Here is a 20,145-nt window from a genome sequence, read left to right as displayed (position 1 = left end):
GAGCGACCCCAGCCATCGGATCCGATTTGTTTATATCCCCAAACATACCTCCTGGCTCAATCAGATTGAATGCTGGTTTAGTATTTTGGTGCGTCGATTAATTCGTCGAGGAAATTTCACTTCCACGGATGATTTGCAACAGCGCATCCTCGAATTTATTGAATATTGCAATCACACTATGGCCAAACCTTTCCAGTGGCAATTTAAGGGATTCACTCCGTACGGATAACTGATGAACTATTTACAGATCTATGGACTAGACCTCTTGCAATATTCGTTTCATGATGTGTTACCCACTCAATTTATGCAGCGATCTAACTTGAATTTTTAGTCCTCTACCATATTGGTAGCTGAATTATGCAAGAAGTCTACTCTGATTTCATCACAGTGCTCAATGGAGTCGAAGACCGTTTCGCTCAATCAAAGTCCGCATATTGGGGTGGGCTGTCCCCAATCCGGCTAACGATTTTGGGATACTTACCTTTCGGGGTTTTGTCGATAATGTCTAGCACATTGATTTGGTGCCACCAGTCATCACCGAAATCAAACCAGTAGCCAAAAATATCCCCTGCTGCTAGCCCCACATCCATTATTCGGGTTGTGGAGACCTCACCATCCAGATCCTCAGAGTCTGAGAAAGGGGTTCGTAAACCATATCGCATGGCCTTGGGGTCCTGTGAGCCAGTTCCCCCGACCTGAAACTCATACAGGTGCTCTTCTTCCCGATCAAAGGCTTTGAAGAGAATCTGATGCAACTGTTGAAGTGTATGACTGCCTTTAATTTCAATCACCCGAGACACTTCTGGATGCTGAGCAATAAAATCCTCAGTTATAGGTCCCCCCATCAAAAAAACCTCTAGGCGGTAGAGCATATGACTCGATGCAGATTTTTTGTGATTCTGAGAACGGGGTGAAACAGGGGTTGATGAATCTGCAATCTTGGCTTCACCTGGAAGATAAGGGATTAACCCTTTGGCTAAAGCGGCTTCTTGAACGACCCTGGGTGCTGAACGGGCATCCATAATAAACCCGTCTACAGAGATCAACCAAGCCATCGGATTATCATCCATCAAACTGGGCAGACACCAGTCTGGATCCAGTTGGACCATATCTAAGCTATCTCGGGTCTGCTTGGACTTTGCCTGCCCCGTACTGGCACTTACCCCAAACGCTTTGTAGAGATTTTGAGCACTGATATGCGGATCTTGGGCAGGATCATAAAGAAAATTGACCATGCCAATGGCATGTGTGATGCCACAGGCCCAAGATTTATCTTGGCCTTGTTTCAAGGGAGACGGTCGTTTACGACAGAGGGCTGCTACTGCCTTACGAATCATCTGAGCATATTCTTTATTCAAGTGCTTTTGGGCAAAAGGATCGGTAATGGCAACAATGCGATCGAACTTGTCCTGCATCGCATTGGGAACTTTCTCTGTTTGTTTAGGAGCAGCCATATCCAAGGACCTTTCTCTAGAAAAATCAAAAGCTCATTACAATGCTGACACGCTTTTAAGGACTATGCAGTGAATGGGTATAAACGCTCGTTTAAACCAAAAATGGTGGGAAAGCACAACTTACCCACCAACATCACACAAAAGATGTTTTTTTAAGAAAGAGCCAACTTTGGCCCGTTATAACCAATTTTAAGACTTAGGATTACGAGTCGTATCACTCGAGATGAAGCCAAAGAAGAACAGGCTGATCACAAAGAAAATCCAAGCGTAGGTAACAAATTTGAGTATTGCCATAGGACCCTATTTTATCGGTAGAATTGACGGCGATTAAAAATTAACTTTAATTATCATATCGGATTCTTGCCGTCTTATCGAGCCAAAACCTGTTGAACATATGATCGAACCAGGGGCCAAAGTCGCTTCCATAAGCTGCTGACACCTTTTTCGAGCCAAACGGTGATTCGGTCTAACCATGTGAGGATGCGCTCTAAGGGATGTTTTTCGTATCCCACAATGACGGCATCGACATCAACTGTTCCGTCCTCAGCACAGGTGGCTTGTTTCTGTTCACCCACCATCGAGACTGCAAAGACAGGAGCATCCATGACCGGCGACGGCGAGCCTAATACAGGCTCTTGGGGGGCCTGATTCAGGTTGGTTGTCACTCCAGATAGATGGGATCTAGTTTGAACCTTGGTTGGAATGGATTGCTGTACCGCTGTAGTGGACGCTCCAGTTGCAGGCGATGACAGACTAGGAGGCTGAGCAATTCCCAGTAATGCGGCCATGGCTGAACGTAAGGTGCTAGGAACCCAAGTTGTAGCGTAGCGAATCGGGTGTTCGGGAGGCTGGCTGCCCAGACGGTTATCTTGACTGAGGATACTAAGGCTAGGCTGGAGCTGAGCTTGCTGCTGTTTCCAATGTTGCACCACGTACTCAGACAGATCAGTAGCGGTGGGTCCCATAATCTCCCAAGAGGTCGTTTCCCAAGATGCGATCGCACCGTCTAACATCTCAATCGCATCTTGAGTCAGTTTGGGAGTCAGTTGCTGAAGCGTAGCGGCCACGCCTTGCGGTAGCGCTAGGGGCAAGGCATAAGCGCCTTCTTCAGGCAAGGCGAGAGCTTCTTGAAAGAGGTTGACTTGGGCCGCCATGGGCCCCGTTTGCATCCAGGCCATCGCACGGCGAAAAACTTTGACGGGGGGCAGCATTTGCGATCGCGCTTTTGGTATCGGCAGCTGCCGCAGGTTGCCCTTATTGAAAATCCGTAAATTTCGACTTAAGCGTTGTTGACGCCGATAGTTGGCCAACTCCCACACCATCAACTTCTGAAGTTCCCGCTGTTGGGAAGACGTGAGCACATCTAAAGCATCATTACTAGGGGTGACCAATACGATAGCGTTGGATGCCAGATCACAAGCCAACCCCTGAATCGTCAGGACAGGCTCTGACGTAATACCTAACCAGCGAGTGGCCTGATTATGCAGCGGATTTTGTTCGGCCCAGCGCTGCAGCCATTTCTGATAGCGAACCCGAATCGAAGGACGACGATGAGAAACACCAGCAATCTGTACCGAAAATTGGGGCTCGGATGCTCCCGGATCGACTGTCTCTTCCTGTTCTAGCTCATCAGAGACAACCGTTTCAATCTGGATTGCCTCTAACACATTACGCAGGGGACCGTCCGCTTGACGACCGAGGCTATCTTGGCTGGGATCAGCAACTGCTCGTAACAGGCGTTGTCCTTGGATATCTCCCTGACCCAGCACCTGCTGAGTAAAGCGAGACACCTGAAAGAGGAGATAGATGGGGTATAGTCCCATCTGCATTCCCCATAGCGTGGTCACCTTGGCTTGACGCAGATTCCGTTGCCATTGCTCAGTCAACTCTCGTGACTGTTGCAGGATCAAATTAAATAATCGGCTTTGGTAACGGCGTTCCGCAGTCATTGTCAGTGAGATCCTTGTATTGCCAAGAGAAGTCTGGAGGTCAGTACCAGCCCCTTAAATTGTACGCCCCCATGTTCATCTATACAGGGACCTAAGCCTAGGGTCCTAAGCCGACTGCACCTGCATAGGTCGCCTGGGCACCTAGCTCGTCTTCAATCCGTAAGAGCCGATTATACTTGGCCACTCGCTCACTTCGGCATAGCGATCCCGTTTTGATTTGCCCCGCACGAGTAGCGACGGCCAAATCCGCAATGGTCGTGTCTTCGGTTTCGCCCGATCGATGGCTAATGATAGAAGTAAAGGCATTACGCTTGGCCAGATCAATCGTTTCCAAGGTCTCTGTCAAGGTGCCGATCTGATTGAGCTTAATCAAAATAGAATTGGCAGACTGCTGCTCAATCCCTTTTTGCAGCCGGGTTGGATTCGTCACAAAGAGATCATCCCCCACCAGCTGTACCCGATCCCCTAATCGAGTTGTTAAACTCCCCCAACTTTCCCAGTCTTCCTCATGCAGGGGATCTTCAATGGAGACAATCGGATATTTACCGACTAGCCCCTCCAAATAATCAATTAGCTCATGGGGCGCATGAGCGGCACCATCGTAGGTATATTGCCCATCTTGATAAAATTCGCTGGCAGCCACATCCAAGGCCAAACTGATTTGAGCCCCAGGCTGATAGCCCGCCTTCTCAATCGCTTCCACCAACAACTCTAACGCGGCTTGGTTAGACGCTAAGTTCGGTGCATAGCCGCCCTCATCGCCCACGCCAGTTAAAAGATTCTGAGCCGCGAGGACTTGGCTCAAGGACGCAAACACCTCTGCTCCCCAACGCAACGCTTCCTTAAAGGAGGCTGCACCATGAGGGACAATCATAAATTCCTGAATATCAACGTTGTTGTTGGCATGGGCCCCACCGTTAATCACATTCATCAGAGGCACAGGCAAAAGATTGGCGAGGGGGCCACCCAAATAACGATATAACTCCAAGTTCAACACCTCTGAAGCTGCTTTAGCCGTGGCTAGAGACACGGCTAAGAGCGCATTCGCACCCAACTTGGCTTTATTGGTCGATCCATCCAGATCAATCATGGTCTGATCAATCTCAGCCTGATCGAGGGCACTTAGCCCGATCAACTCCGGTTGAATCTGATCTGTAATATTGGCCACTGCAGTGAGTACCCCTTTGCCGCCATAGCGCTGGGCATCGCCATCCCGTAATTCGTGCGCTTCGAAGCTACCTGTAGACGCACCACTGGGGACTTGGGCTAATCCAAATGCCCCACAATTTAATATGACCTCTGCTTCCACCGTTGGGCGGCCGCGTGAGTCTAGAATTTCGCGCGCCTCAATGGCAACGATCTCAGTTTCTTGCATGCGTTATATTTCCAACAACCTACAAAATAATTGGGTGTGTTTGACCGTGGCGTCAAGCTTTAAAATGCATCTGTAATTGAACAGCAGTGTTGATGCAACTAATATGATCTTCTTTTAAAGACATACTAGGTGCGATCGCATCAAAATGTAACTAATATAACCATTCATCTATTGACTCTTAGACAAACTGCCTTATGAGAATTCTCCACACCATGCTTAGAGTTGCAGACCTAGATGCTTCCTTAGCATTCTACTGTGACATTTTAGGCATGAAGCTTCTACGCCGAAAGGATTATCCGAGTGGTGAGTTTACCCTTGCCTTCGTCGGCTACGGAGATGAAGCAGATCACACGGTTCTAGAACTGACCTATAACTGGGGCACTTCTGCCTACAATCTGGGAGATGCCTACGGCCATATTGCTATCGGTGTGGATGACATTTACGGTGCCTGCAACACCATCAAGGATCGGGGGGGGCAAGTCACCCGCGAGCCTGGCCCAATGAAACATGGAACAACGGTCATCGCCTTTGTAGAGGATCCAGACGGGTACAAAGTGGAGCTGATCCAGCTCAGCTCGAAAGCCGCGTCAATACCAGGAACAGTGAAAGGTACTGTCTAGCCCCTCACCCTCATCTTTACCGACGAGCTAACCACAGGAGTCCATTGCTCTCAAACCATTGACATCCACGCTGTATCAATGGTTCGAGAGGATTTTGTCGTCTCCAGGAATTGTCCATATATGCCAATACAGAAACCGACTACGATCTCTTGGATCAGCTATTGAAATGAGATATCGTCTTTAGGTGAAGAAGTGTATACGGAAGAATGTTTTTAGCATTCAGGAACATCTGTCTTCAACTTATCTTCCAAGTAAGGCAATGTGGTGAATTTAGTCCACTGTTTTGACTTAAAGAAGTTAAGGTACCGTGTTGAGTCTTTACCAAGACACTAAAACACATGTGAGTGAGGAGCATAACTATGAAAAAAGCATGTTTATTGGCTGGGAGCCTAAGTCTACTTGGACTAGTTGCCCTACCTGCAAAAGCTGTTAGCCCCAGCGAACAGCCTGCTATAGACACCCAGTCTGTCGAAGCCGCCCCCGTTGCTGCTGAAGACGAACTATTACTAGCCGATCAGTCTCTCAACGAAACCGTATCCGTTGATGACTTGATGGCTGACACTAACGAAGATTCTGTGGGTCAGGTGACCTCAGTTTCTCAACTCTCTGATGTCCAGCCCGATGATTGGGCGTTCCAAGCCATTCAATCCTTGGTGGAACGATATGGTTGTGTTGCTGGTTATCCCGATGGCACCTTCCGACCTAGCCGAGCCATGTCTCGTCGAGAAGCAGCTGCTTTGGTTAATGCGTGTTTAGATAACCTCAGCAACCGCTTTGCCACCAAAGAGGATCTCGATGCCCTTAAAGCGCTGCAAGATGAGTTTGCAGCTGAACTCGCGACTCTCAGAGGCCGAGTCGATGGCTTAGAAGCTCGGGTTGCAACTGTCGAAGCTCAGCAGTTCTCCACTACCACCAAACTACAAGGTGAAGTGGTGATGGCTGCCCAGTTTGGTGATTTCGTTAGTAATGCGACTGATACCGTTAATGATCCGATTAATGGCACCATCAATCCTACAGGGGACGATAGCCGAGTTTCTGCTATTTCCCGAGTTCGGTTAAATTTCAATACCAGCTTCTCTGGTGATGACTTGTTAACCACTCAACTGGAAGTTGGCAACAACGGTGGTGATTTCTTCGGTAGTGCTCTCGGTGGTGCAAACCCTGGCCCGATCAACAACGCATTGAATCCCTTAGCTGCCAACCGTTTGGTTGATACTGGTGCAGCTGATTATGCTGGGATCAATAACACCGTTACACTGCGTCGTTTGGCCTATACGTTTAAGCCAGGTGAGAACTTAGCTGTCACTGTTGGTACCAACATTTTCCCCAGCGATTTTGTTGACTTCAACAGCTACGCCAACAACTCAGCCCAAGACTTTAGCTCAGGCTTTTTCATCAATAACCCCCTAATCATCACTGACGCTGTTGATGCCAATGGTGGTGCTGGTGCAGCCTTTGATTGGAACCCTAATGGCGGCGCTATCAGTGTTCGCGGTGTCTATGTTGCTGCCAATGGCAACCAAGCCACCTCCGCTGTTAATGGTGGCTTAGGGGGAGACCCACATCAAGGAACTGTAGAACTTGAGTACGCCAATAGCTTTGGTGCAGATGATCAAAACAACTTTGCCGTTCGTCTACAAGGTACTTACGCTGAAACGAACTTCGTTGAGCAAAAAGTTCTTGGTCTAAACGCTGAAGCTACCTTTGGTAACATCGGGGTCTTCGGTCGTTACGGTATCTCGTTTGATCCTCAAGACCAAACGCCTGCCGTTGATGTAGATCTATTTGGCAACCCACCTGCTGTTGCAACTCAGCTTGCTGGTTCTAACACCATCCAAACTTGGATGGCTGGTGTGGGTTACAAGGATGCCTTGGTTCCTGGTTCTTTGTTCGCAGTGGCAGCAGGTATGCCTTTCTTGGTGAACAATACCAACACTTCCAACGATCAAATCAACTTGGAAGCCTTCTACCGGTTCCCAGTGAATGACAACATCACCATTACTCCTGCTGTGATGTATATCATCAATCCCCTCGGCACCCGCAATGGTCTTGCTGCCGGTGGAAATGATAACGACATCATCCAAGGTTTAATTCGAGCAACCTTCTCGTTCTAACCCTACCTTGATGTAGCATCAGCCTTTTGAAGGCTGAGAGAAGGCAGTGCGTTGTATAACGCACTGCCTTTTTTATGGGTGATCACGACAAATAGGGAATCCATTTTATTTGCACAGCCGCTTAGCTTGACCCTGGATCTGCAATTTTCGTTGCTCTGAGTTGACCACAAGCCGCATCTTGATCTAAACCACGTGATCGCCGAATACTAGCAGCAATATGCTGTTCTTTTAGGCAGTTCAAAAAGTGTTGTAATTGCTTCTGAATTGGCCGTTGATAGTCCACTTCAGAGATAGGGTTGTAGGGGATCAAGTTCACATGGCTTTGAAACCCACGTAAATGACGGGCCAGCTCTAATGCATGTTCAGTTTGGTCGTTAACACCTGATAGAACAATATATTCAAAGGTCACGCGGCGACCCGTCTTCGCCACGTAGGTCCGACAGTCTTGCAATAGTTGATCTAAGGGATAATGTCTGGCACTCGGCACAAGCTGTGTCCGAATGTGCTGATTCGAAGCATGCAAACTGACGGCTAAGGTAATTTGGAGTTGGTGTTGGGCCAATTTGAGAATTTGTTTCGGAATACCCACCGTGGAAACCGTCAGGGAGCGCTGGCCAATACCAACATCTTGGTTGAGCGATCGCACCGCCGCCAACACTTGCTCTAGATTTAACAGAGGCTCTCCCATCCCCATAAAAACGACATTGCCCACTCGCTGCTGAAAGTCTTCCTGAACCGTGAGGACTTGATCGACAATTTCATGGCAGGCTAGATTCCTCTGATACTGGCCTTTACCCGTGGCACAAAAGTCACAGGCCATGGGACAACCGACTTGAGAAGACACGCAAACGGTCAGTCTTTTTTGGGTGGGAATGCCCACGGTTTCAATTACCTGCCCATCTGCCAGCTTGAGTAAGTACTTAACGGTGCCATCGCGTGCTGACGAGCGATGATAAATTTGGGAGCGTCCCACCGGAATATCCGCGATCTCAGCACGCCATTGTTTGGGAAAGACGGTGATCTCGTTGAGCGATCGCACCCCCTTTTGATAAATCCATTGATGGACCTGTTGCGCCCGATAGGCCGGTTGTTGGTATTGCTGCACCCAATCAGCCAGTTGAGAACGAGATGCCCCTAAGAGCGGTGGAATAGAAGAGGCAGACAATTGATCCAGCATGGTACGCATAACAGATGATAAATAAGACCGAAGAGGGGATACTCACGGCATCGAAGTACCCCAAAGTAGGGTTCAAGGAAGAAAGGCTTGATGAGTCGCCCTTCCAAAGCTTATACTGAAAAGTCTGACAAATTTCACGTAAAGAACTAAGAGGAAGTGATATGTCGCGATATCGAGGCCCTCGCCTCAGAGTAGTGCGTCGTTTAGGAGAGTTACCAGGCTTATCCCGAAAGACTCCCCGGCGGGCCTACCCCCCTGGACAGCATGGCCAAGCCCGGAAGAAACGGTCTGAATATGCCGCCCAGTTAGAAGAAAAACAAAAGTTACGGTTTAATTATGGCCTCTCTGAACGCCAGCTTTTGCGTTATGTCCGCAAGGCCCGCAGAGCCGGTGGTTCCACAGGTCAAACCCTGTTGCAATTGCTAGAGATGCGATTGGACAATACCATCTTTCGCTTAGGCATGGCTCCCACCATCCCGGCAGCCAGACAGTTGGTCAATCATGGTCATGTATTGGTGAACGGTCGGGTCGTGTCCATTGCTAGTTATCAATGCCGTCCGGGTGATGTGATTCAAGCTCGCGATCGCGATGCTTCTCGGAAACTGATTGAAACTCACATGCAGTTTCCAGGATTGGCAAATATCCCGACTCACTTGGAATTTGATAAAAACACCTTAACCGGCAAAGTGAATGGGGTAATTGAGCGAGAGTGGATTGCCCTCGAAATCAATGAACTACTCGTGGTGGAATATTATTCTCGAAAGGGATAAATCGCGGCAACTTTCCCCAGTTTATTCAACTGCGGCAACCACTGATTCTTAATCATTTAGCTCTCGGATCCGTCAGTCTGAGAGCTTTTTTGGCGTTGCTGCAGGATGAGTTCGGCAATGGCCAAGTCCTCTGGCGTCGTCACTTTTAGATTGGTTTCTTCGCCCAAGACAATATGAACGGGTAAACCGACTTTTTCAAATAAAGCGGCATCATCCGTCACTTCCCACCCCTGCTGTCTTCCCTTGTCGTGACAATCCTTTAGCAGCGTGACATGGAAGCCTTGGGGCGTTTGAGCGGCCCACAACTGGGAGCGATCCGGGGTGTCTTGAATTTGGCGGTTAGCATCCACCACTTTGATGGTGTCCTTGACCGGGATAGCAGCTACAAATCCTTGATAATGGTTGAGCGCATCCGCACAGCGATCCAGCAACCCCGGCGTTGCCAAACAACGGGCCCCATCATGGATCAGCACCTGCTCTGCTTCCCAAGGTAGGGCTTGTAAACCGTTATAGACCGACTCTTGACGAGTCTGACCACCCTCAATAAACATCACGGGCTTGCTCAACTGCAAATCACGAATCAGTGCCGTCCAGGTAGGTCGATCGGCCTGTTGACCAATCAGGCCGATCCAGGTGATCGAGGCAGCTATTTCTGCGGCCTGCAGCGTCCAAGCCAGGAGGGGTTTGCCCAACAGCATCAACCGTAACTTGTTGCGATCGCTGCCCATGCGCCGCCCGACACCCGCCGCTGGAATGAGTAAATGCATTGATAACCATAAATTGCTGCCATTCCCTATCCTATACTGGCCTGAGGTTGCAATTTAGAAGACTTATTGAGTTCGAGAGCGGAATGATTACAAGCGTTGAGCATTCCCCTACAATAGTGGGCGGTAAACGTAGACATCATTCATTACGGCTGTTCTAAATAATGACCCGCGTATTAGCATTAATTCCTGGCGATGTTGGTCGACAATTGTTGTTTTTCCCAACCTTAGAGACGCTTCAACGCCATTATTCCTCTGTCGAGATTGATGTCATAGTTGAACCCCGAGCCAAGCAAGCCTATCGACTCTGCCGCACCGTTGATCATGTCTTAACCTTCCAGTTTGAGAATCGCAATGGCGCAGCCGACTGGGGCAATTTAATTGGGCAAATGCGAGATCGTCGCTACGACGCCGGCATTACCATTAGTCGCGAATGGACAGCCGGTCTGCTCTGTTGGTTGGTGGGCATTCCCCAACGTGTAGGTTACGAAAAGCTAGCCATTCCGGCCTGGGTGCGTTTTTCTCGTAAGCGGTTCCCCACGATCGGACGGACCATTGCCAAGCGTTCGGGCACATTCCTCACCGCTGCCGTGTCTCCCAATGCCCGTCCCTACGATGCCCAGCGATATCATGACTTGGTGTTGGGACTCGGCATTGATACCCCCTGCCCAGATATCACCATCCAGATTCCCGCAGAAGACCAGCAATGGGCCAAAGCCGAACAGGAACGACTCGGCATTGCTGGCAAACCCTATATCGTGCTGCATGGGGGCACCGGTGCCGAAAACTCCGATGACGAGCCCTCGCAATTTTATCCCATCAGAAGTTGGGAATCGGTAATTGAAGGCTACCTCGAACGTCAGCCTGACACTCCGCTGGTGATTGTGCAAAGTGCAGAGAATAAAGACTGGGTGGCCTCTTTAGTCGCCGTCTGTCCGCAGCTTTTGATCGCCACCCCCCAGCATGTCGGCCAACTCGCGGCTTTGATTGATGCCGGCCATCTGATGATTTGCGCCGATCGAGCCCCTCTGCATTTGGGCGTCGCGGTTAAGACTCGGTTGGTGGCCTTATTTGGAGCACTAGAACCCACCCGACATTTGCCACCAGCAGACTATTTCGCGGGCCTTAAATCCTTAACAAGCAAAGTTGCTGACATTCCCCCCATCCAAGTCCTGGAAAAAGTTTGGGACGTCAGCTAACGGGTAAACAGAAAGCAAAAACTAGAGAACGGAGAGGGAGGGATTCGAACCCTCGTTAGAGTTACCCCTAAACAGCATTTCCAGTGCTGCGCCTTCAACCACTCGGCCACCTCTCCAGGGGAATTAGGTTTATTCAGTACAAGTAAGCTATGGTAACAGAATCTGAACCCAGATGGAATGGTATGCAAACATTTACGATTCATATTCGCGATCGCCATAGCGGAAATGAGTATACAGTTCCCGTCCCCACAGACCGCTACATCCTCGAAAGTGTCGAGCAAGAAGGGGTGCGTTTGCCCTTTGCCTGCCGCAACGGGGCCTGTACAACCTGCGCCGTTAGAGTCTTGTCAGGCGACCTGTACCAGCCCGAAGCAATGGGACTTTCACTAGAGCTGCAACAACAGGGATATGCACTGCTATGCGTTAGCTATCCCAAAAGCGACCTAGTGGTCGAAACCCAGGATGAAGACGAAGTCTATGAATTACAATTTGGCCAATATTTTGGTAAAGGCAAGGTCCGTTCTGGCCTGCCCTTAGATGAAGAATAATCTATGACCATAGACACCCCCCTACAGACCTATTTAGACATTTCCACGGAGGCAGCCTTAGCAGGAGGTGCTGTACTACAGCAGTACTGGGGCAAATTAAACAATATTCAAGAGAAGCGCCCTGGTGATTTGGTCACAGAGGCCGATCAAGCGGCGGAACAAGCCGTTCTGGAGGTGATTGGTCGCCATTTCCCGCAGCACCAAATCCTAGCCGAGGAATCGGGCCATCAAGGTAATCAAGACAGCCCGTATTTATGGGCCATCGATCCTTTGGATGGGACCACCAATTATGCCCATCAATATCCCTTTTCGGCCACCTCGATTGCCCTGCTGATCAACGGTGTGCCTGAGGTAGGTGTCGTCTTTGACCCCTTTCATCAAGAGCTATTTCGAGCGGCGACCGGATTAGGGGCCACCCGGAATCGGCACCCCATTCAGGTTTCCCAAACGCCATCCTTAGCCAATAGCTTACTTGTGACCGGATTTGCCTACGATCGCCGAGAAACAACGGACAACAATTACGCAGAATTTTGTCATTTAACCCACCTGACCCAAGGGGTGCGGCGGGGTGGCTCGGCCTCGATCGATTTGGCCTATATTGCCTGCGGTCGGTTGGATGGATATTGGGAGCGGGGTTTGTCCACCTGGGATATTGCTGCCGGCATTGTTCTAGTGAAAGAAGCGGGAGGTAGGGTGACTGCCTATGATCAAAGTCCTCAACAGCTGGCGTCTGGACGTCTACTGGCGACAAACGGTCATATTCATACCGCCCTCAGTCAAGAATTAATGCAGGTGCAGCCGCTGAATTGGTCACCGCCCCAATAGCCAGAGCACAAGTGAACTGGCTCAAACCGCTTGGAGCATCGTGCTTAGCCGTCTTTAGTATGGCTTCTCAGACAGCATTGGCCGGGCGTTCCCACCGCCCTGGGCTTGAGTAGACAGACGACCATCTTCCATATGAATCAGCCGATCAGCCACATCCAAGACCCGATTGTCATGGGTGACCATCAAAATCGTACAGCCCTGTTGCTTCGCCAAGCGTTGCATCAGTTCCACCACATCTCGCCCTGATTGCTTATCCAGGGAAGCGGTAGGTTCGTCGGCGAGGACAATTTTGGGATGGCTGACTAGGGCACGTGCGATCGCAACCCGTTGCTTTTGGCCCCCCGATAATTCTTGCGGATAGTAATCGGCCCAGTCCGCTAACCCGACTTCAGCCAGCATATCAACCGACCGCTGGTAGGCCACATTCGGGTCAATATCCGCATGCAGGTCCAAGGCCATTTGCACATTTTGCCGAGCAGTCAAGGCATGCAACAAATTATGGGCCTGAAAAATATAGCCAATATAGCGACGAACCTGTTCCAATTGATGGGTGCTGGCCTCCTTAAGCGGTCGGTCAAAGACGCATAAACGTCCTGACTGGGTCGAACGCAGTGCCCCAATCAGCGTCAACAGCGTCGTTTTCCCAGACCCTGAGGGGCCAGATAGAATCACCACCTCTCCCGGATAAATATCCACACTGATCTCAAAGAGAACTTGCTTGCGCAGTCTACCCCGGCCAAACCAATGGCTCACACGGTCAATGGCAATCACGGGGGCACTCATACCTAAAAAATATCGGCGGGGTCGGCGGCTTGTACTCGGCGCATGGCAATCACACCCGATACGATACACATGATCAAGGTCAAAAGAAATACCGTGATCACCCGATCGGCCGTCATCAACATGGGCAGAGAGGTCCCCTCTCGCACCAGTTTATAGAGTCCTAAACAGAGGGCAAACCCTGGGATAAACCCTAATACAGCCAAAATAAACGCTTCTTGTAAGACGACTGTATAGAGAAACCGGCTTTTATACCCCATCGCCTTTAGGGTGGCATACTCTGCCAAATGATCGGAGACATCGGTATACAGAATTTGGTAAACAATCACCATACCCACAATAAATCCCATCAGGGTGCCGAGGGTAAAAATAAAGCCAATCGTGGTGCTGGTTTCCCAATAATTGCGTTCAAAGCGCACAAACCCTTGTTTTGAAAGGACTAGGACATCATCCGGCAAGAGGGTCTTGAGTTCAGCGATCACGGCACTGATATCTTTCCCGGGGATGACATTGATCAACCCAATATCAATCAAGCCTAAGTTTCGTTCTGGAAACAGTCGCAGTAAATTGAGATCACTTGTAATCAGGTTGCCATCCGCAGAGAAGGAGGCCCCCAACTGAAACAAGCCGCCAACCGTAATTTTGCGGCCCGATACTTCTGTGGAGACGGTTTTGCCCGCTTTGAATTGTTCTGCGATCGCGCCATACTCAGGACGGGAATTCTCATCAAACAACACCACATCTGGCATTTTGATTCGGTCTAGATAATCGGCCACGCCGGGTAAGGAAAAAACGGCCTGGCTGGGGTCAAACCCAATAATCATCAATTGCCGAGTCTTGCGGGTTTGGGGATTTCGCCACAGTCCAAAATCCAAATACAGGGGCGAAACCGATTCCACGCCATCCACCCCTGCCGCTTGATAGAGTCGCCGACGGCTAAAATTCTTGATGGCAAATAAGGTGGTGGTTTGGGGACTAATCAAGACAATATCTGTCTTGAGATTGACATGGAAATTAACGGCTGCCGTAAACAGCGCTTCTTGAAAGCCCAGCTGCATCATCATCAAAATAACGGCAAACCCAATCCCTGCCAAGGCCACAAACAACCGCACCCGTTCTCGGGCTAGCTGTAACCAAGCGAGGGGGATGGCAAGCAGCATCAGAGCAACCGTCTAGGCTTGGGGTTGGATGGCAACGTCGACTTGCAAATTGGTTAATCCAGACACAGCAATACTGTTATGAAGGCGAATTTTGACTTCTATCACCCTTGTATCCGTATTCGCAGCAGGATCAGTGCCTAAAACGTCATTTTTATCAATTTGAAGACCAATTTTGTCAACGGTCCCTTCGATCTCACCCTTAATCACTGGGCTAGAAATGGTGGCAATTTGACCAATTTGAACCTTATTGATGTCTGTTTCGTATACCTCGGCAACCACATACATTTGCCGAGTATTACCCATTTCGATGATGGCCTGTTTGGCATTCTTCCCTTGGTTGGCAACGGTGGGAATCGATTCCCCTTCTCGCACCAAGACTTTTAGGACCTGCCCCGCTTTGGGCGCCCGAATAATGGTGCGAGTCATGCGCGCCTTCGCCAATTCTAGGTTGCTTTGGGCAGAGGCGAGATCAATTTGGGCTTGCGATCGCAAGGTTCCCGCTTGCGTGCGGTTGATCTGGGCCTTGGCGTTATTGCTGTCGGTTTGCAGCTCTTCTTGCAACATATCCCGAGTTGCGATCGCACGCTCAAACTGCTGCTGCTTACTCTGAAACTCTAATGCCTTATTTTCCAAATCTTGTTGAGAAACGGCTCCCGCTTTTTGCAGATACTGGTATCGTTTCAGATCGAGTTGGGCTTGTTCAAATTCGACCTTAGATTGGCGAACAATAGCATCTTGAGCCGTTATTTCTCGCATCTTAGGACTTTCAGCCTGGTTGCGCCGAGTTCTCGCCTCTTGTCGTTGCGCAATGCCCAATTCTCGCTCCGCCACAAACTGATTTTGGGCTTCTAGATAGCGACTTGCAGCTAATTTCACCTCTGCCTGCCGCTCAGGATAGCTTTCTAAAAACGCAATTGTTTCTCCCTTTTCCAGCTGTTGTCCCTCTTTCACCAATAGCCGGAGAATTCGCTCTCCCGTCGGGCCACTGACCCGAATCACCTGCCCTGCAGGTTCAATCCGACCGAGTGCCGAAATTGCACTCGATTCTTCAGAAGACGGCACCAGAACGCTAGATCTATCCGGCTGCCTCTGAAAAACCTGGGAGACCCCCACAGCACCTATACCTAGCGTTAAGGCAATGGCTCCAGTAATCACCCACTTTCCAGACAGTTTTAGGAAAGGTTTGTCACCCACACCAGTCGCTCAATTCAATACTTCTTATTGTAAAGAATATTTCCTCAAATATCTGCCTCTCTGTTCTCTGGCCTATACCCAATTATCTTGCTCGCCTCTTTGCCCCAGGGGCAACAGTCCTTTCAGCCAGCGTCAAACAACGGATAACGAGCACAACTTCTCTACAATTTTCACAAAAACTGGATGCATCCTGGCTTAGAATGCGACATATGCATTCAAAAGAAACCTATGAAACCCATTATCGCAGGGGTCGTCCTGGCTTCCTTACTATGGATCAGTCCTCAGGCTCAGGCTGAGAACCCCGAACATTTACAAAAATTAATAAAATCTCGGTCTTGTCCTGGCTGTGACTTGCAAGGGGCTGATTTATCTGCCGTCAATCTCCGAAAAGCGAACCTAAAGGGCGCTAACCTGTCCCAGGCCAACTTAAATTTGGCCGATTTAACGGCAGCAAATCTATCCAACGCTGTATTGACCGGCGCTAGCCTAGCGTGGACCAACTTCACCAATGCCACCCTGGAAGGCGCAGATCTCTCCCAAGCGAAATTTGAGGGTGGGGAGCGCCTTGGACAAGCCTTAAGTTTTGAAAAAGCCACTTTGCCAGATGGCACAATCGCTTTCCCTTAACGACTGAAAAGGCGATAGGCTGAATAGTAGTTTTTGTGCAGCACTAAGCTTGATAACACCCTTAATCCTAAGTTCAAAGCTTAGTGGATATTTTATAGAATAAGCATAGATACCTATCAGATCTTCAATCCTTGAGTGTGGGGGTGGGTCATGAAATCTAAATACTGGTCTGTTTTAGGGCTGCTGTTACCGCTACAGCTGATGGCGAGTCCAGCCACCGCTGCTTCGCCTTGCAGGCCTTATCGGGGCAATTACGAAAGTGCGATCGCTCAAGGCTTGATCGCTCGCCCCTCATTAGTCAACAACGCCTGGCAATCTTGGCATTTATTTCAAGTGGCAATGCACCGTAACGATCGCATTGAAGCGGCTTCACGGGCAGCTCAGTATCTCGTCATTTTGTCTGAAGGCTCAGGGACCGAACAGGCTCATCAAGCAAGACAAAGTCTTGAGCAAGAGATGGTGGGCTATTACCAACAACCTGTAGAAGTGGCTCTGCCCATGTTTGAGGTTATTCTTGAGAATAGCCCAGTGTGTATTGCCAATTAACGCAGCTGCTCAAACCATTCCTGTCGTAAGCGGTAGAGCAGCGCCTGAGGCTGCAATTGGTTCAGCATCTCTTTGATCATCGTACTCGGACCCAGGGGTCCCCAGGTATACCCATTAATTAAGTAGGCCTGAGTCTGTTTCCCCACCTGAGTCGCACCATAGAGACTGACACAGGCTTGCAAAAACCCGAGGCTCAGCCAAGGAAGAAAACGGGTAGAGACAGGCCCCATAAAGGGGAGATCAAACAGGATCGGGCCGCCAGCCTCCACCAACATCAAACTCACTGTACTTAGCAACAGCTGCCCCCATAATTGATTGACTTGGTATCGATGCGTGGGTAACCGATAAAGCTTTACCAGCGAGCCTATCAACAATAAATCTGCCAAGATGCCGATACCCATATCAACCACGGCGAAAGGGCAAAGGGCAATTAATACTGCTTTCAGGCGGGCATATTGCCCCATACAAGATTGACTGGACTTGGCCTCATACTCTTTAACGTGATCCGCAATGTCACGTTCCACCGTTTGAATTTGCAGTAATGTATTGAGCGTTAACAGTGTCAGACCTTCTTGGTGAATCAGTTGGAGCAATGCCGATCGCAGTGACTCAATATCCGTTGGAGGAGCCTCCCAGTCAGTGGTTATGCGGCCATCTGGCCATTCCACTCGAACTTCTATGGGTGCGGGAGCCGCCGATATCAGCAGGATGTCTTCAGGAGACAGAATGTCTTGTAAGGCTGGATCATCGAGTCGCCCATAAATTTGATCAGCATCTAGCTCAGGATAGAGATCCGCCTTGTTAACAACCAGGAGAAGAGGACGACCTGCTTGTCGCAACGCTTTAAGAGCGGCCAACTCCAAACCAGTGGGCGGTCCCGCCACAACAAAAAGGAGCAGATCAGCCGTACGAGCAATCCCCTGCGCCATTTGAGCCCGACCTTGTCCTTCAATTTCGTCCAGCCCTGGGGTATCAATCAGCTCAATTTGCAAAGCAGCCTCTTGAGAGGCTTGCCCTTCTGGCGACCAGCGAACCGATCGGGGCCACTGGGTCTCGCCATTCAACGGCCCCACTGGAAAAATCGGTTCAGAGAATAAGACATTCAGAACGGCTGACTTACCACGACTGACAAATCCAAAGGTGGCAATTTGCAGCACCCGTTGACTGAGCTTCAAGCTTAGAGTCGATAAAGTGCCGAGTTCATTTTGCAGTTCGGTTTGCAAGGGAATCGGGAACGTTTCTACTTGCTTAAGAATATGCTGAATACTGAGGCCAGCACGCCGAAGCTGCTCCACCTGTTCATCGACGGAGGTGGCTGTCTCAGTTTGATTGGTGGTATTGGGGCTCGTCTGAACCACGGTCTAAGTACTTAAGACGTTGCTTCCAGCAACCCACCTTGTTGCCGGAAACGGCCAATGGATTGCTGGGTAAAATCTCTGAGCATATCGATTTTCTGGTGTTGCTGAAACACCTTCATCACAATCTGCTTCAGTTTTTCAGGATCCCAGTTGGATTCAGGGGTCGCTACGGCTAGGTCACTCAGCTCTTGAAAATGCTCAATTAAGCTTAAACCTGCCACTCGTGTCAGATAAGCGGTGCTCACTCCCTGCACCAGTCCTCCCGCAACAAAGGTAAAGTGGTGGCCTTTCAGCACAGAACTCAAGGCCTGCGTAGAGACTTCCACTAAGCCCAACTTCAGCATGGCCGTCGCTAAGGTGCTCGCCACGGCTTGGGCTTGGGCAAGAGAGAACTTCAAACGATATAACGATCCCAGTTCCATCACCATTTTGGTACTAATCGCAGCCGCTGCCAGCATATCTAAGGTTGGTACCGGATTGGCAAAAGCAGTCGCTCCCGTAATCCACTGATATCGCTCAATCACAGGCGTAGCGAGCTGGCGGCGAACACCGTTAAGCTCGGTCTGCACTTGAGTCCGCAAAGCAACGGTCTGCTGATAGGTTTGAAACAGAATAAGCTGTTCTTTTTCATTAGCCATAACCTGATCCAGACGCTTGGTTAAGCCTGACAGATCGGGCTGGGGACGCTCTAGGGATTCCTGGCAGGAGCCATCCTCACCATAACGACGGACCTTAACCGCTTGGGGATAAGCCGAGACCGAAACAATATCCGATTCTGACAGCCATGGTTGCAACCGTTGCTGCAATTTCTGTTGCAAAATTAAGCGTTGTGTCGGTAGATATTGATCTTGCTTATTAAACACAACCAATATTCGCTGTTTATGATCTTGCAACGTTTGTAAGCACTGATGCTCAGACTCCGTTAAATCCCCCTGAATCACATAAAGGATCAGATCCGTATCCATTACGGCAGGAGAAATCTCCAAGGTCGCTGCATGGGAAAGACTCTCAGCTTCAGAAACAACACAAGGATGAGCCAAGGATGGGCTCCATTGAGCTCGCACTCGCTCCATCAATGTCGATTTCCCCACCCCTGGGGCTCCCATAATTAAGAGGCGAGGCTCTTGCCGATGCATATCAATTTGCCCAAGCTGCTCCTTGAAGGCCGCGGATTGGGCATTGGGTTTTGCAAGCGTTTCTAGCTGCTCAATCAAGGATTCGCTCCTCGCCAAGGTCTGTTCCACGATTGGCCGGGACATTTGAGTGGCATCTAAGTCTGGGATCTGACGTTTAAAACCGGGGAAAAGCTTGAGACTAACGGCTAGGCTACCTAAGCCAATCACCATCCCCGCTGTTAAAAATTCAGAAAATCCGTGATGACCACCGGGGATCAAGAACCAAATAAACAAGACGAGGGTACCCGCACCCCAAAAAATCTGTTGTGATGATTGAGCAGACATAGACTTGAGATCCTTCACAATCTTGACATCCCGTCCTCGACATTCTCGCAGATTGCTAGGGAAAATGTCAGGGCTTTTTTTAAAAAAGAATACCCCAGAGACTTTTATCTCTGGGGTACCCTCAACACTGGTGGCGGGGCACGGATTTGAACCATGGACCTTCGGGTTATGAGCCCGACGAGCTACCAGACTGCTCTACCCCGCGGCGTGGAACCTCAGTATAGA

At 49.7% G+C, this 20,145-nt stretch carries 20 protein-coding genes and 2 tRNA genes; 9 read left to right on the top strand and 13 right to left on the bottom strand.

Translation table 11 applies throughout. The features are described 5' to 3' along the window. A partial coding sequence (locus tag Q0986_RS06860; protein ID WP_299406617.1) for a transposase occupies positions 1-229 on the top strand: 229 nt, incomplete at its 5' end. 187 nt (positions 230-416) lie between these two features. On the opposite strand, the gene Q0986_RS06855 is transcribed toward Q0986_RS06860, so the two are convergent. The 4 genes from Q0986_RS06855 to eno all read right to left on the bottom strand — a co-directional run bounded on the left by Q0986_RS06855 (position 417) and on the right by eno (position 4,778). Beyond that, on the bottom strand, positions 417-1,454 hold the full coding sequence (locus tag Q0986_RS06855; protein WP_299406613.1) for a plasmid pRiA4b ORF-3 family protein: 1,038 nt from the start codon (positions 1,452-1,454) through the stop codon (positions 417-419). A 189-nt stretch (positions 1,455-1,643) separates the two neighbouring features. Beyond that, positions 1,644-1,748, bottom strand: a complete 105-nt coding sequence (locus Q0986_RS06850) for a photosystem II reaction center protein I (RefSeq protein ID WP_299406609.1) — start codon at positions 1,746-1,748, stop codon at positions 1,644-1,646. Between the two features lie 74 nt (positions 1,749-1,822). After that, positions 1,823-3,403, bottom strand: a complete 1,581-nt coding sequence (locus Q0986_RS06845; protein ID WP_299406603.1) for a hypothetical protein — start codon at positions 3,401-3,403, stop codon at positions 1,823-1,825. A gap of 97 nt (positions 3,404-3,500) precedes the next feature. Continuing rightward, positions 3,501-4,778: a phosphopyruvate hydratase gene (eno, locus tag Q0986_RS06840; RefSeq protein ID WP_299406599.1), complete on the bottom strand. Its 1,278-nt coding sequence runs from the start codon at positions 4,776-4,778 to the stop codon at positions 3,501-3,503. A 194-nt stretch (positions 4,779-4,972) separates the two neighbouring features. Here eno and gloA point away from each other — a divergent pair, with 194 nt between their 5' ends. Together gloA and Q0986_RS06830 are read left to right on the top strand one after the other, a co-directional pair. Beyond that, on the top strand, positions 4,973-5,398 hold the full coding sequence (gene gloA, locus Q0986_RS06835; RefSeq protein ID WP_299406596.1) for a lactoylglutathione lyase: 426 nt from the start codon (positions 4,973-4,975) through the stop codon (positions 5,396-5,398). 359 nt (positions 5,399-5,757) lie between these two features. Further along, positions 5,758-7,512: an iron uptake porin gene (locus Q0986_RS06830; protein WP_299406592.1), complete on the top strand. Its 1,755-nt coding sequence runs from the start codon at positions 5,758-5,760 to the stop codon at positions 7,510-7,512. Between the two features lie 121 nt (positions 7,513-7,633). Here the strand turns inward: Q0986_RS06830 and rlmN are convergent, their stop codons facing one another. Next, complete coding sequence (gene rlmN, locus Q0986_RS06825) at positions 7,634-8,689, bottom strand: 23S rRNA (adenine(2503)-C(2))-methyltransferase RlmN (RefSeq protein WP_299406620.1); 1,056 nt, start codon at positions 8,687-8,689, stop codon at positions 7,634-7,636. A gap of 161 nt (positions 8,690-8,850) precedes the next feature. Here rlmN and rpsD point away from each other — a divergent pair, with 161 nt between their 5' ends. Beyond that, positions 8,851-9,459 (top strand): 30S ribosomal protein S4, encoded by a 609-nt coding sequence (gene rpsD / locus Q0986_RS06820; protein ID WP_299406587.1) that lies wholly within the window; start codon positions 8,851-8,853, stop codon positions 9,457-9,459. 56 nt (positions 9,460-9,515) lie between these two features. On the opposite strand, the gene ispD is transcribed toward rpsD, so the two are convergent. After that, positions 9,516-10,226, bottom strand: coding sequence for a 2-C-methyl-D-erythritol 4-phosphate cytidylyltransferase (gene ispD / locus Q0986_RS06815; RefSeq protein ID WP_299406582.1), 711 nt, complete (start codon positions 10,224-10,226; stop codon positions 9,516-9,518). A gap of 161 nt (positions 10,227-10,387) precedes the next feature. Here ispD and Q0986_RS06810 point away from each other — a divergent pair, with 161 nt between their 5' ends. Further along, positions 10,388-11,422, top strand: coding sequence for a glycosyltransferase family 9 protein (locus Q0986_RS06810; RefSeq protein ID WP_299406578.1), 1,035 nt, complete (start codon positions 10,388-10,390; stop codon positions 11,420-11,422). Between the two features lie 29 nt (positions 11,423-11,451). Here Q0986_RS06810 and Q0986_RS06805 read toward each other — a convergent pair. Continuing rightward, positions 11,452-11,538: transfer RNA gene (locus Q0986_RS06805), tRNA-Ser, on the bottom strand. Between the two features lie 66 nt (positions 11,539-11,604). On the opposite strand from Q0986_RS06805, the gene Q0986_RS06800 reads away from it, so the two are divergent. Together Q0986_RS06800 and Q0986_RS06795 are read left to right on the top strand one after the other, a co-directional pair. Then, the gene (locus Q0986_RS06800; RefSeq protein ID WP_299406573.1) at positions 11,605-11,970 is read left to right on the top strand and encodes a 2Fe-2S iron-sulfur cluster-binding protein; all 366 of its coding nucleotides are present in this window, start codon (positions 11,605-11,607) and stop codon (positions 11,968-11,970) included. A gap of 3 nt (positions 11,971-11,973) precedes the next feature. Further along, the gene (locus Q0986_RS06795; RefSeq protein ID WP_299406569.1) at positions 11,974-12,795 is read left to right on the top strand and encodes an inositol monophosphatase family protein; all 822 of its coding nucleotides are present in this window, start codon (positions 11,974-11,976) and stop codon (positions 12,793-12,795) included. Positions 12,796-12,849: 54 nt separating this feature from the next. Here the strand turns inward: Q0986_RS06795 and Q0986_RS06790 are convergent, their stop codons facing one another. Genes Q0986_RS06790 through Q0986_RS06780 form a run of 3 tightly spaced genes read right to left on the bottom strand, consistent with a single transcriptional unit; the run spans position 12,850 to position 15,929 of the window. Then, positions 12,850-13,578 (bottom strand): DevA family ABC transporter ATP-binding protein, encoded by a 729-nt coding sequence (locus tag Q0986_RS06790; RefSeq protein ID WP_299406565.1) that lies wholly within the window; start codon positions 13,576-13,578, stop codon positions 12,850-12,852. 2 nt (positions 13,579-13,580) lie between these two features. Then, positions 13,581-14,735, bottom strand: coding sequence for an ABC transporter permease DevC (devC, locus tag Q0986_RS06785; RefSeq protein ID WP_299406561.1), 1,155 nt, complete (start codon positions 14,733-14,735; stop codon positions 13,581-13,583). 12 nt (positions 14,736-14,747) lie between these two features. Beyond that, positions 14,748-15,929, bottom strand: a complete 1,182-nt coding sequence (locus tag Q0986_RS06780) for an HlyD family efflux transporter periplasmic adaptor subunit (protein ID WP_299406557.1) — start codon at positions 15,927-15,929, stop codon at positions 14,748-14,750. A gap of 228 nt (positions 15,930-16,157) precedes the next feature. Between Q0986_RS06780 and Q0986_RS06775 the strand changes: the two genes are divergently transcribed. Both Q0986_RS06775 and Q0986_RS06770 read left to right on the top strand, forming a co-directional pair. Continuing rightward, entirely contained in the window at positions 16,158-16,556 is a 399-nt protein-coding gene (locus Q0986_RS06775) for a pentapeptide repeat-containing protein (protein WP_299406552.1), read from the top strand. A 150-nt stretch (positions 16,557-16,706) separates the two neighbouring features. Beyond that, positions 16,707-17,102 (top strand): hypothetical protein, encoded by a 396-nt coding sequence (locus tag Q0986_RS06770; RefSeq protein ID WP_299406548.1) that lies wholly within the window; start codon positions 16,707-16,709, stop codon positions 17,100-17,102. On the opposite strand, the gene Q0986_RS06765 is transcribed toward Q0986_RS06770, so the two are convergent. From Q0986_RS06765 to Q0986_RS06755, 3 genes are all read right to left on the bottom strand, one after another. After that, complete coding sequence (locus Q0986_RS06765; RefSeq protein ID WP_299406544.1) at positions 17,099-18,460, bottom strand: GTP-binding protein; 1,362 nt, start codon at positions 18,458-18,460, stop codon at positions 17,099-17,101. The genes Q0986_RS06770 and Q0986_RS06765 overlap by 4 nt on opposite strands. Positions 18,461-18,471: 11 nt before the next feature. Then, positions 18,472-19,920, bottom strand: a complete 1,449-nt coding sequence (locus Q0986_RS06760; RefSeq protein ID WP_299406540.1) for a DUF697 domain-containing protein — start codon at positions 19,918-19,920, stop codon at positions 18,472-18,474. A 128-nt stretch (positions 19,921-20,048) separates the two neighbouring features. Further along, a tRNA-Met gene (locus Q0986_RS06755) sits at positions 20,049-20,125 on the bottom strand. Positions 20,126-20,145: the final 20 nt, after the last annotated feature.

The sequence above is a fragment of the Acaryochloris sp. IP29b_bin.148 genome, assembly GCF_028285565.1.
Lineage (GTDB): Bacteria > Cyanobacteriota > Cyanobacteriia > Thermosynechococcales > Thermosynechococcaceae > Acaryochloris.
Note: the sequence above shows the minus strand (reverse complement) of the source record. Positions and strands in the feature narration are given on the sequence as shown.